The sequence below is a fragment of the Ferdinandcohnia sp. Marseille-Q9671 genome, assembly GCF_976954385.1.
Window position 1 is genome coordinate 859,051 of record NZ_CDRJTA010000004.1, and the last position, 13,406, is coordinate 872,456.

At 37.2% G+C, this 13,406-nt stretch carries 11 protein-coding genes; all 11 read left to right on the top strand.

Going from position 1 to position 13,406, the window contains the following annotated elements:
* Positions 1-76 precede the first annotated feature (76 nt).
* The 11 genes from mraZ to murG all read left to right on the top strand — a co-directional run bounded on the left by mraZ (position 77) and on the right by murG (position 13,306).
* Positions 77-508 (top strand): division/cell wall cluster transcriptional repressor MraZ, encoded by a 432-nt coding sequence (gene mraZ / locus ACWNMY_RS19535; protein WP_449539916.1) that lies wholly within the window; start codon positions 77-79, stop codon positions 506-508.
* Between the two features lie 58 nt (positions 509-566).
* Positions 567-1,499, top strand: coding sequence for a 16S rRNA (cytosine(1402)-N(4))-methyltransferase RsmH (rsmH, locus tag ACWNMY_RS19540; protein WP_449539917.1), 933 nt, complete (start codon positions 567-569; stop codon positions 1,497-1,499).
* Positions 1,500-1,571: 72 nt separating this feature from the next.
* Positions 1,572-1,934, top strand: a complete 363-nt coding sequence (gene ftsL / locus ACWNMY_RS19545) for a cell division protein FtsL (RefSeq protein ID WP_449539918.1) — start codon at positions 1,572-1,574, stop codon at positions 1,932-1,934.
* Positions 1,935-1,936: 2 nt separating this feature from the next.
* Positions 1,937-4,153 carry a penicillin-binding protein gene (locus ACWNMY_RS19550; RefSeq protein ID WP_449539919.1) on the top strand — a complete coding sequence of 739 codons (2,217 nt, stop codon included), beginning with the start codon at positions 1,937-1,939 and terminating at the stop codon, positions 4,151-4,153.
* Positions 4,154-4,357: 204 nt separating this feature from the next.
* Entirely contained in the window at positions 4,358-6,313 is a 1,956-nt protein-coding gene (locus tag ACWNMY_RS19555) for a stage V sporulation protein D (protein ID WP_449539920.1), read from the top strand.
* A 212-nt stretch (positions 6,314-6,525) separates the two neighbouring features.
* The gene (locus ACWNMY_RS19560; protein ID WP_449540495.1) at positions 6,526-7,989 is read left to right on the top strand and encodes a UDP-N-acetylmuramoyl-L-alanyl-D-glutamate--2,6-diaminopimelate ligase; all 1,464 of its coding nucleotides are present in this window, start codon (positions 6,526-6,528) and stop codon (positions 7,987-7,989) included.
* Complete coding sequence (locus ACWNMY_RS19565) at positions 7,990-8,433, top strand: hypothetical protein (protein WP_449539921.1); 444 nt, start codon at positions 7,990-7,992, stop codon at positions 8,431-8,433. It abuts the gene before it with no gap.
* A 2-nt stretch (positions 8,434-8,435) separates the two neighbouring features.
* Entirely contained in the window at positions 8,436-9,410 is a 975-nt protein-coding gene (gene mraY, locus ACWNMY_RS19570) for a phospho-N-acetylmuramoyl-pentapeptide-transferase (RefSeq protein ID WP_449539922.1), read from the top strand.
* Positions 9,411-10,763, top strand: coding sequence for a UDP-N-acetylmuramoyl-L-alanine--D-glutamate ligase (gene murD, locus ACWNMY_RS19575; RefSeq protein WP_449539923.1), 1,353 nt, complete (start codon positions 9,411-9,413; stop codon positions 10,761-10,763). It abuts the gene before it with no gap.
* A gap of 102 nt (positions 10,764-10,865) precedes the next feature.
* The gene (gene spoVE / locus ACWNMY_RS19580) at positions 10,866-11,966 is read left to right on the top strand and encodes a stage V sporulation protein E (protein ID WP_449540496.1); all 1,101 of its coding nucleotides are present in this window, start codon (positions 10,866-10,868) and stop codon (positions 11,964-11,966) included.
* Between the two features lie 251 nt (positions 11,967-12,217).
* Positions 12,218-13,306: an undecaprenyldiphospho-muramoylpentapeptide beta-N-acetylglucosaminyltransferase gene (gene murG, locus ACWNMY_RS19585; RefSeq protein WP_449539924.1), complete on the top strand. Its 1,089-nt coding sequence runs from the start codon at positions 12,218-12,220 to the stop codon at positions 13,304-13,306.
* The last annotated feature ends 100 nt before the right edge of the window (positions 13,307-13,406 follow it).

The window sequence follows — 13,406 nt, forward strand, 5'->3', positions numbered from 1 at the left end:
AAAAATAGAATAAATTTAGTGTGGTGGAAAGTGGGGGATTGTGGTAGAATAAATTCAGAAAGTGGGGACAATAGATATGTTCATGGGAGAATACCATCATACTGTTGATAACAAGGGCCGAATGATCATACCTGCTAAGTTTAGGGAAAACCTTGGTGAAACGTTTGTTCTAACTCGTGGTTTAGATCAATGCTTATTTGGATACCCACAATCAGAATGGAAAATACTTGAAGAAAAATTAAAAACACTCCCACTTACAAAAAAAGACGCAAGAGCTTTCACACGATTTTTCTTTTCTGGTGCAATTGAATGCGAACTCGATAAACAAGGTAGAGTAAACATTGCAACGCCACTTGTTTCGTATGCAGGGCTAGAAAAAGAATGTGTTGTGATTGGAGTATCAAACCGTATAGAAATTTGGAGTAAGGAGAAGTGGGAAGAATACTTCGCTGCTTCCGAAGAATCTTTTGCTGATATTGCTGAAAATATGATCGGTTTTGATATATAATTATCTATTGTGTTAAAGATAATAAGGATATAACAAGATGATTATAAGAGGTGCTAGCATGTTTGAACACAAAACCGTTCTATTAGAAGAAGCTGCAGATGGATTAAAGATTCATCCAGATGGAATATATGTTGACTGTACTCTTGGTGGGGCAGGACATAGCTCATACATAGCTTCAAAACTTTCTACCAATGGAAAGTTATATGCATTTGATCAAGATGACATTGCGATTGAAAATGCAAAGGACAAGCTTGCTGAATATGGCGAGATTGTTACCATCATCAAAAGTAATTTTGCAAATATTACCGAAAAACTACATGAGCAAGGTGTAACGGCTGTTGACGGTATTTTATTTGATTTGGGAGTATCATCACCACAACTTGATACACCTGAAAGAGGATTTAGTTACCACCACGATGCCCCACTTGATATGCGAATGAATCAGGATGCATCATTATCTGCCTATGAAATCGTGAATCATTGGACATATGAACAAATGGTAAGAATCTTTTTCCAATATGGAGAAGAGAAATTCTCAAAGCAAATTGCTAGAAAAATAGAAGCTGCCAGAGAGAAAAAACCGATTGAAACAACAGGGGAATTAGTTGAACTAATTAAAGAAGGAATTCCTGCTGCTGCAAGAAGAACTGGAGGACATCCTGCAAAAAGAATTTTTCAAGCAATTCGTATTGCTGTAAACGATGAGTTAAAGGTATTTGAGGATGCTATTCATCAGTCTATTGAGCTTCTTGCAACTGGTGGACGTGTAAGTGTTATTACTTTCCACTCACTTGAGGATAGGATTTGTAAGGTAGCCTTTAAAAAGGCAAGTGAGGGACCACCGCTACCACCTGGACTTCCAATTATTCCCGATGAATATAAACCAACATTAAAACTTATTACAAGAAAGCCGATAATACCTTCAGAAGAAGAAATTGAAGCTAATAAAAGAGCACGTTCTGCAAAGCTACGAATAGCAGAAAAACTATAATAAAAGCCTGAAAATTGGGCCGTGACTAGAATGTCACAATTATTTTAAGAAAGATACTCAAGGAGGGATATGATGGGTAATTTAGCATATAAAGTTAGACAAACAGAAAACATTCAACCAGAACAAACACCAAAGACACAACCAATCATTAAAAAGAAATTTCGACTTACAATAGGAGAGAAGCTTTTAGGTATTCTTTTTTCCGTGGCTGTAGTAGTTTGTGCAATCCATATCATATCAAACCAAGTATCGATATATAAAACTAATATTGAAATTCAGCAAATCGAATCAACTATCAGCCAGCAAACAAAGACAAACAGTGATTTATATGTTCAAGTTCAAGAATTAAGTGAATATGAGCGTCTTTGGGAAAAAGCAAGAGAACTTGGTCTTAACTTGAATGAGAATAATGTTAAGGTTGTTCAAGGTAAATAGTGATGAAAATGAAGAGTAAAAATAATAATATAAATAGAGGAGCAGCATTTATTACTTTAATATTTGCTTTGCTCTTTTTTATATTAATGGCAAGATTTATTCACATACAAGTGACAGGTAAGGTTGATGGTGTCGTATTAGCTGCACTAGCTGAGGAAAAATATACAAAACAAAGAGAAATAGAGGCTACAAGAGGAACAATTTACGATCGAAATGGATCCCCGATTGCGGAAGATACATCCTCCTATACGGTTGTTGCCATACTAGATGAAGAATTAACTGTAAATAAGGACAACCCAAAGCATGTTGTAAATCCTGAAGAGACAGCTCGAAAGCTTGCTCCACTTCTACAAATGGAAGAAAACGATATGTATGAGATTTTAACTAGACCTAAAAAGCAGGTTGAATTTGGTACGTTTGGGCGAGATATTAGTCAGCAATTAAAGCAAGAAATTGAGGCACTAGAATTGCCAGGCATTGCCTTTCGGAGAGAAATGAAACGGTACTATCCTCACGGGACCTTTGCTTCGTATGTTGTTGGATATGCCCAAAAAGTAACAGATGAGGATAATAAGAAAACAGAAACTTTAGGAATGCTTGGAATCGAGAAGAGCTTGAACGATCACTTGAGTGAAAAAGATGGGTATATGACATTCCGAAGTGATACGAAAGGTTACAAACTACCGGACGCTAAGGAACAAATTGTAGCACCAGATAACGGTAGTGATGTTTATTTGACCATTGACCAAACGATACAAACCTTCTTAGAAGATGCAATGAATACAACTGTTAAGGAATACGAGCCGGAAAAGATAATCGGTGTTGTAGCAAACCCTAAGACAGGTGAAATACTTGCAATGTCCTCAAGACCTAGCTTTGACCCTAATATAAGAGATATTGAGAATTACTTAAACGATGTCATTTCTTATCCCTATGAGCCTGGTTCAACAATGAAGATTTTTACACTTGCCGCCGCTATTGAAGAAGGTGTATATAATGGCAATGCAGAATTTGCTTCCGGAAGTTATACGGCTGGGGGGGAGACTATTCGCGACTATAATAGGGTAGGTTGGGGAAATATCACCTATGACGAAGGTGTCCTTAAATCCTCTAACGTGGCATTCGCCAAAATTGCGAATGAACAGTTAGGAACTGACAAGCTACTAGAATATATTGGTCGTTTTGGTCTAGATAAACCGACAGGCATTGATTTAGAAGGTGAAGTGAAGAACACCATAAACTTCAAATGGGAGATTGATAAGGTGTCAACTGCGATTGGACAAGCATCATCAGTTACTCCAATTCAGCAGATCCAAGCAGCAACTGCGATTGCGAATGATGGGAAAATGATGCAGCCATATGTTGTTGATAAAATCGTGGATCCTGATACAGAAAAAATCGTAGTTGATCATAAGCCCAAGTCTGTTGGACAACCAGTATCTGCGGACACCGCGAAACATGTCCGAAACTTATTAGAGAAGGTTGTAACAGATGGAACAGGAAGGCTCTATAATTTAGAAGGCTACCAAGTCGCAGGTAAAACCGGTACTGCCGAAATTCCAAGTCCAAAGGGTGGTTATTTAAGTGGACGGGGTAATTATTTTTACTCTTTCCTAGGAATGGCTCCGAAAGATGATCCAAAATTAATCGTTTATATAGCCGTTAAGCAACCAAAGCTTAAAGATACAGATGTAGGAAATGAACCTGTAGCACTAGTGTTTAATCATGTAATGAAAAATAGTTTACAGTATCTAAATATTCAACCTACTGAAAAAAAGCAAGAAGATAACGTGGATTTAGACAGAGAAATAGAAGTAGATTCTTATATTGGTAAAACAACAAATGAGGCTACTTCTATACTAGAAAAACAAAATCTACTAACAACGATAATCGGTAATGGCAAGAATATAATTGGACAAAGTCCAGCCAAGGGTGAAAAGATCCTCCCGAATGAACCTATTTTGTTGCTGACAGACCAAGAGCTAACCTTGCCTGATATGACGGGGTGGTCATTGCGTGACGTTATGAGGGTTGCTGATTTAACTGGTGCAATTATAACGTTTGATGGAAGTGGATATGTCATTGGACAAAGTTTAGCACCTGGATCGATTATAAAGGCTGGAGATTCTGTGAAGGTAACATTAGAACCGCCGAACACAAAAAAAGAGGATCCGTTAATAGAGGAAACTAGTGAAGAAGAAACAAAAGACGAAGGGTAAAAGGAGCTGATATTCAGTTCCTTTTTTTAATTCTATAAGTTATGTATCTCTGTTATTCCGTTCTAATCATTTCTGTACAAGCATATATTTAGACGAGCCTGAAATACTTATTCATTAACTTTTCAATGGAATCTAATAAGGGGCGACTATTTATCAGAAAAGGTCCACAATTTCTATTGTGGGATGCATTAGGAGGTAAATAATATGCGGGTTTCAAACGTGACTGTTCGAAGAAGATTATCACTAGTCTTATTTATAGGTTTTTTATTATTTCTTATTATTGACGTGCGTTTAGGGTATGTTCAGTTTTTTGTAGGAGAAAAGCTTACCGCACTTGCCAAGGATTCGTGGAGCAGAGACATCCCTTTTGAGCCGGAAAGAGGAAAAATCCTTGATAGGAATGATGTGGAATTAGCTACAAATCAAAGTGCTCCAACAGTGCTAGTGGTTCCAAGACAAATTGAGAACCCAGCAGAAGCAGCAGAAAAACTAGCAGCTGTATTAAACATGTCCAAGGAAAAAGCCTATAAAAAAATTACCCAGAATGAGTCTAAAGTTTACATTAACCCTGAAGGCAGAAAAATAACCCATGAAAAAGCGAATGAAGTTCGAGCATTAGAGTTAAAAGGTGTGTATATTGCGGAAGATTCGAAACGTCATTATCCGAATGGAAGCTATCTCTCCCATGTATTAGGATTTGCGGGGATAGATAATCAAGGATTAACAGGTATTGAAAAGAATTACGATGAAAAGTTAAAAGGGGAAAGGGGTAGTGTCCAGTTTTATTCAGATGCTAAAGGTAAAAGAATGCCCGATATTGCAGATGATTATACACCCCCGAAAGATGGTCTTAATTTACGGTTAACAATAGATTCACGTATCCAAACAATTATTGAAAATAAGTTGGATATTGCTGAGGCTCAATATAATCCTGATGGAATTATTGCAATTGCCATGGACCCGAATACGGGTGAGATACTTGCGATGTCCTCACGTCCTGACTTTGACCCAGCTAATTTCCGTAATGTACCACAGGAAATCTATAATCGTAATCTACCTGTTTGGAGTACATACGAGCCAGGTTCCACCTTTAAGATTATTACTCTTGCAGCCTCACTTGAGGAGGGGAAAGTGGACTTAGAAAAGGACACTTTTAATGACCCTGGCTTTGTCAAGGTAGGAGGGGCTACACTAAAGTGCTGGAAAAGAGGAGGTCATGGACATCAGACCTTTTTAGAAGTGGTTCAAAACTCTTGTAACCCAGGTTTTGTGGAGCTTGGTACAAGATTAGGAAAAGATACATTATTTAAGTATATTAAGGATTTTGGCTTCGGGCAAAAAACAGGAATTGATTTGCAAGGGGAAGGTACTGGAATACTATTTAAACCAGAGAATGTAGGACCTGTTGAATTAGCAACGACCGCATTTGGTCAAGGGGTTGCAGTAACACCAATTCAGCAAGTAGCAGCTGTTGCAGCCGCTGTTAATGGAGGAACCTTATACAAACCATATGTAGCAAAAGAATGGATTGATCCGATAACAGGTAAGGTTGTCGAAAGTAATACACCACAGGCAAAGCGCAATGTTATTTCTGAAGAGACATCAGAAAAAGTACGATACGCTCTTGAAAATGTTGTTGCTAAAGGATCGGGTGGTGGAGCGTATGTGGATGGATATCGTGTCGGCGGAAAAACAGGTACAGCCCAGAAATCCAAAAAGGGTGGTGGCTACCTTCAGAATAATCATATTGTTTCATTTATCGGATTTGCACCTGCTGATGACCCCCAAATTGTTGTCTACATTGCAGTAGATAATCCAAAGGGAACAGTTCAGTTTGGTGGCGTAGTTGCCGCTCCAATCGTTGGTGATATCATGAGGGAAAGCTTGCCCCTATTAGGTATTGAAAAGCGAAAGGAACAAATCGAGAAGGAAATTAGATTGTGGACAGACAAAAAATATATTGAAGTTCCCAATGTGCTAGGTTTAACAAAAAAAGAACTACAGCAGCAGCTTACCAATATAAAACTTGATATAAGTGGAGAAGGAAATGTTGTAGTTGACCAAGCTCCAAAAGCAGGAGAGCGGGTACAAGAAGGTACAACACTACGAATCCACCTTGGGGAATCCTCCGACAAAAAAGAATCGAAAAATCAGAACTAAGAAGCAAAAAGGAATCCCCCTTTTGGCTTCTTTTTTCTATAAAAAGGAATACCTTTAATATATGGGAATAAAATTTTTGGTAAGGTGTCCTTTTTTCAGATGATAAGTAATAGGAAATAGGGTACTAGACAACAAGAAAAGTCTAGCGTAATATGTTAATTTGTATGTGAAATCTTGAGTAAATTTTTCGAGAGGAAATGGTAAAATTCATGATGAGATTACAAGAGTTGTTAGCTAACTTGCATGATTTTACAAACAAAGGTAATGCAAATCCTTTAATCACATCTCTTGAAATGGACTCGAGGGAGGTAATAGAGGGAAGTTTATTCTTTTGTGTCAAAGGCAGTACATTTGATGGTCATTCTTTTGCGAAACAGGCTGAAGAAAAAGGTGCTGTTGCAATTATCGCCGAACAAGAGGTTGCTGTGTCTATTCCAGTTATTAAGGTAAAGAATACACGTAGAGCAATGGCAAAACTTGCTGATGCGTTTTATCATCACCCGACACACCAACTCCATTTAATTGGAGTTACCGGGACTAACGGGAAAACTTCGATAAGTCATATTATCGAACAGATCTTTAATGAGGCAGGACGAAAAACGGGCTTAATAGGGACGATGTATACGAAAATTGGAAACAAAACAATTGAAATGCAAAATACTACACCAGAATCATTAACACTTCAAAAGAGTTTTCAACAAATGGTTTCAGAAAATGTGAATACAGTTGTTATGGAGGTTTCTTCTCATGCGCTCGATATAGGGAGAGTTCATGGCTGTGATTTTGATGTTGCTGTATTTTCGAATTTGACCCAAGATCATTTAGATTATCATCAAACCATGGATGAATATCGTAGGGTAAAGGGTTTATTGTTTGCTAGTTTAGGAAACCGTTTCGAGGCAAAAGCCCCCAAATATGCCGTCCTAAATAATGATGATCCTGCTTCAGAAGAATACACTAGATCTACTTCCGCAACTATAGTTACATACGGAATCAATCAATCTAGTGATTTCATGGCTTCTACCATACAAATGACTTCTTCTGGAACAGAATTTGAATTACAAACACCAATAGGATCTTACAAAGTGAAAACGAAATTAATCGGTTTATTCAGTGTGTATAATGTACTTGCAGCAATAGCCTCGTGCTTTGTGTCGGGGTTATCGATGTCATCCATAATAGCTGGAGTAGAAAAAGTAAAAGGTGTTCCTGGGAGGTTTGAAATAGTCGAAGAAGGACAAAACTTTACTGTGATTGTGGATTATGCTCATACACCTGATAGCCTAGAGAATGTTTTGAAAACTGTTAAACAATTGTCAGCTGGGAGAATTATCGTTATTGTGGGTTGTGGTGGAGACCGAGACAGGTCTAAGCGACCGATCATGGCTCAAATTGCAACGAGGTTCGCAGATGTCCCTATTTTTACATCTGACAATCCCCGTTCCGAGAATCCTATGACAATTTTAAGTGAGATGGAAGCAGGAGTTACGGGAGATTCTTATTTCACGATTCCGGATCGGGAAAAAGCGATATTTTATGCTATTTCAAATGCGGTTGAAAATGATATAATAGTCATTGCTGGTAAAGGACATGAAACCTATCAAATTATCGGTAACAAAACCTATACATTTGATGATCGCCTTGTTGCAGCTCGTGCAATTAAGGAGTTGAAATAATTGTTATCCAATCAAGATTTATGGAAGCTATTTAATAATGCATTTGGTATAAAAGATGCAGGAATTGTCTTTGAACAAGTAGTGTGTAGTCCGTCTGTTGTTTCAAAAAAAGGATTATATGTTTCAATTAAGAAAGAAAAAAGTGATGAGTCATTAAAACGTGCATTGGATAATGGCGCAATTGGAGCAGTGTGGCCAAAGGGTGAAAAACTTCCACGTTTTCTTCCTAATCATTTTCCTGTATTCTTAGTAAATGATACACTACAAGCACTCAGACAAATAGTCGAACTATACGAGCAAAAAATCGAAGAAAATAGGTATGATACAATGACAAAATTTATATTATTCACAGATGAAAAAGAAATGAATTATGAAAAAAACACAATAGACGAAATGAAGAAACTTACTAATAAGCTAGCTATGATTGAAGAAGGGAGGGGATAAGAATGATTGAAGAAGTAGTATTATATTCCATTGCAATTGGCTTTGTCATAAGTGTAGTCCTTTCACCCATTTTTATCCCTTTCTTACGTAGATTAAAATTTGGACAAAGTATCCGCGAAGAAGGTCCAAAGTCTCACCAGAAGAAATCAGGTACGCCAACTATGGGTGGTATTATTATACTTGTTTCTATTTTGATTACTACTATCCTAGTATCAAATAGACTTGGTGAGCTATCAGTAACTACATATTTGCTTTTATTTGTAACACTAGGATATGGAGTTTTAGGATTTTTAGACGATTTTATTAAGGTTGTTTTAAAAAGAAATCTTGGTTTAACATCAAGACAAAAGCTTTTTGGTCAAATCATAATTGCTATTATCTTTTATTTTATTTTCAAACAAAATAATTTCTCTACCTCAATTTCTATTCCTGGTACTGAAATTGAATTTGACTTGAAAATACTATATGTACTGTTCTTAATCATCTGGTTAGTTGGTTTTTCAAACGCTGTGAATCTAACAGATGGTTTAGACGGGTTAGTATCAGGTACTGCAGCTATAGCGTTTGGAGCGTTCGCGGTATTAGCCTGGAATCAAGCCCAATATGATGTAGCGATCTTCTGTGTGGCGGTGGTAGGTGCTGTCTTAGGATTCCTTGTATTTAATGCAAACCCTGCAAAGGTATTTATGGGGGATACGGGCTCGCTTGCGCTCGGGGGAGCTATTGCTACAGTTGCAATTATGCTAAAGCTTGAAATCCTATTATTGTTAATTGGTGGGGTTTTCGTCATTGAGACCTTGTCTGTTATTATTCAGGTTATTTCATTTAAAACAACAGGAAAACGTGTTTTCAGGATGAGTCCTTTGCATCACCATTACGAACTAGTAGGATGGTCTGAGTGGCGTGTTGTAGTGACATTCTGGACAGTTGGATTACTATGTGCGATTCTTGGAATCTATATCGAGGTGTGGGTTTAATTGAAAAATACAATGAAGTTTACAAAAAAACATATATTAATAATTGGCCTCGCCAAAAGTGGGTTTGCAGCTGCAAATGTCCTTTATGAGCTTGGGGCATATATCACCGTTAATGACCAGAAGCCGTTTAAAGAAAATGAGGCTGCTCAAGAGCTCGAAAAAAAGGGTATAAAGGTTATTTGTGGGGGTCATCCAATTGATATTTTGGATGATCATTTTGACTTTGTAATAAAAAACCCAGGAATTCCATACAGTAATCCATTGCTTGTTAAAGCGAAGGAAAAAGGGATTCCCATTTTAACGGAAGTGGAACTTGCCTATCACATTTCTGCTACAGATTTTATTGGGATTACAGGTTCAAACGGAAAGACAACTACCACTACTTTAATATTTGAAATGCTCGATAAAGGACTTAAAAACCCTCTAATTGCCGGAAACATCGGTACAGTTGCATGTGAGGTTGCAAAAGTTGCTAAGCAGGAAAATGTAATTGTTACAGAGCTTTCCTCTTTTCAATTAATGGGCATAGAAGATTTTGCTCCAAAAATCGCAGTCCTATTAAACATTTTTGATGCTCATCTTGATTATCATGGGACGAAGCAAGAATACATTAAGGCAAAAGCAAGAATCTTTGAAAATCAAACGGAAGAGGATTTTTGTGTGATCAACTACGATGACCAAGAGGTCCTTCAAGCGGCAGAAACTTGTCGTGCGAAAAAGGTTTTATTTTCTACTACACAACAAATAGAAGACGGTGCTTTTATTAAGGACCATAGTATTTACTTTGCGAATGAGAAAATAATTGAGATTAAGGATATTGTCCTGCCCGGGGCACATAACCTAGAAAATATATTGGCTGCTGTAGCTGTGGCAAAACTTAAACAAGTTCCTACAACTGCAATTATCGAAGTACTTACTACATTTACTGGTGTAAAACATCGACTTCAGTATGTAACTTCGATTAAGGGTCGAAAGTTTTATAATGATTCAAAAGCAACGAATATTCTAGCTACACAAAAAGCGGTTACTGCATTTGAACAACCTGTAATTCTTTTAGCAGGTGGACTTGATCGAGGAAATGAGTTTGATGATCTAGTACCTGAATTAAAAAGGGTAAAGACGATGGTTGTCTTTGGTCAAACATCGCACAAGCTAGAACGAGCAGGAAAGATTGCCGGAATAGATTTAATTAAACATGTCGATAATGTTGAAGCAGCGGTAAAAGAAGCTTACAACCTTTCAAATGAAGGTGATGTTATATTACTATCACCTGCTTGTGCGAGCTGGGATCAACATAAAACATTTGAAGAAAGAGGAGACATTTTTATAAACGCCGTGCATAAGCTTAAGTAAGGGCTTGGACAATCTAGAGAAAGGCTTGTGGTGGATTTTTCGGAAATTCACTTTGAGGATTGTTTTTCATAAGCTCTGAATCTAGAATGTAGAGGTGTTTTGATTGTGACCCAAAAAACGACTCCGGATATTATTTTAATTATTACAACACTTACTCTTTTAGCAGTTGGATTGATAATGGTGTATAGTGCCAGTGCAATATGGGCTACATATAAATTTGATGATTCCTTTTTCTTTGCTAAAAGACAACTTTTATTTGCAAGTGTTGGAATTATCGCCATGTTTTTTATTATGAATGTAGATTATTGGACGTGGAGAACCTGGGCAAAAGTACTTATTATTATTTGTTTTGTTTTATTGGTTCTTGTATTAATTCCTGGAATTGGGATGGAACGAAATGGATCTCAAAGCTGGATTGGTGTTGGGGCATTTTCAATTCAACCCTCGGAGTTTATGAAATTGGCCATGATTGCGTTTCTGGCAAAATATCTATCTGAAAATCAGAAAAAAATTACATCCTTTAAAAAAGGGTTAATGCCTTCATTGGCTCTAGTTTTTCTTGCTTTTGGAATGATTATGCTTCAACCTGACTTAGGGACAGGAACTGTAATGGTAGGTACTTGCATAGTTATGATTTATGTAGCTGGTGCAAGGATTTCTCATTTTGCTGTTCTAGGTTTAATCGGTGCTGCTGGATTTGTCGGATTGATCTTGTCTGCACCTTATCGGATAAAACGGATTACCTCCTTTTTAAATCCTTGGGAAGATCCGTTAGGAACTGGTTTTCAAATTATACAATCATTATATGCAATTGGACCTGGTGGATTATTTGGATTAGGTTTAGGACAAAGTAGGCAGAAGTTTTTCTATCTTCCTGAACCTCAAACAGATTTTATTTTTGCAATACTTGCCGAGGAGCTGGGTTTCATTGGTGGCTCTTTTGTTATAATATTATTTAGTATTTTGTTGTGGAGGGGCGTACGAATTGCCTTAGGTGCCCCAGATCTTTATGGAAGTTTCCTTGGAATTGGAATTATCGGGATGATTGCAATCCAAGTTATCATAAATATCGGAGTTGTAACCGGCCTAATGCCAGTAACCGGCATTACTCTTCCATTCTTGAGCTATGGTGGCTCATCTTTAACCTTAATGTTAATGGCTGTCGGAGTCCTTTTAAATATAAGTAGGTATTCAAGGTATTAACCCAAAATCGTATGAATATATGTTATACTATGAAATGGTTTAACCCTGTTTTAACTAACAGGGTTAAACCATTTTATGAATGAAAAAATAGGAAAGTTCGGCCGACTTTAGATGTCTAGTAACTGGCTCTATTGACTCAACGACATAGGCCATTTGCTTAGAAAGGTGAGATAAACATTTTGTTAGTATCATCTTTTCTAACCTCTTCGATAGACAGTCGCCGTTTGCTTTTCATTGTGGGAGGAGTTTCCTTGAAAATAGTTATAAGTGGTGGAGGTACAGGTGGGCATATTTATCCTGCACTAGCCTTAATCAAAGAAATTAAAAAACTTAATCCTTCAGCTGAATTTTTATATATTGGCACCGAAAAAGGTCTTGAGAACGGTATTGTAACTAGGGAAGGTATTCCGTTTAAAACAATAGACATTACAGGTTTTAAACGCAAGCTCTCCATTGACAACATCAAAACAATATCTCGTTTTATTACAGGTGTAAAAAAGAGTAAAAGATTCATAAAGGATTTTAATCCAGATGTTGTTATTGGTACAGGCGGTTATGTATGTGGTCCAGTCGTATATGCAGCATCGAAACTACATATTCCAACTATCATTCATGAGCAAAATAGCATTCCTGGCCTTACGAACAAATTTTTGAGTCGTTACGTGGATAAAGTAGCCGTTTGTTTTGAAGAGGCAAAGGAGTACTTTCCAAAAGAAAAAGTAATCCTTACAGGGAACCCACGTGCTTCTGAGGTAGTAGGAAAAGATGATGCAAAAGGTAGAGAATCTGTAGGTCTAAACAGTTTTCAGAAGTCTGTTTTACTTGTGGGTGGCAGTAGAGGTGCAAGACCATTAAATGATGCATTTCTAGACGCATTACCAGTAGCAAAAGAAAAAGATTATCAATTTCTATATGTAACTGGCGAGGTTCATTATGATGCAGTGCTGGAGAAGGTTTCTGCTGTTGGAAACCCTGATAATGTGATTATTAAACCGTTTATTCATAATATGCCAGAAGTATTGGCTGGAGTTGACCTCGTTGTTGCCAGAGCGGGTGCGACAACATTGGCTGAACTGACCGCTTTAGGCCTTCCGAGCATACTGGTTCCAAGTCCATATGTTACTAACAATCATCAGGAGAAAAATGCAAGATCCTTAAGTGACAAGGGAGCTGCTATTTTACGCTTAGAAAAGGAATTAATAGGCAAACAGCTTATCGATGATATTGATTCAATCCTTTTGAATCAAAAAAGACTAGAGGATATGAAAAAAGCTTCCTCAAAAATAGGTATACCAGACGCTGCAAAAAGGTTATACAATGTGATAAATGAACTAACTTAACTTTGAATGAATGTAGTGCCCTATGGCGCATTCAACGATTTTTAATAGCGGAGTTTTTTGATTCTTAATTTATGACTACGAATGCTGATTATGTGGTAAC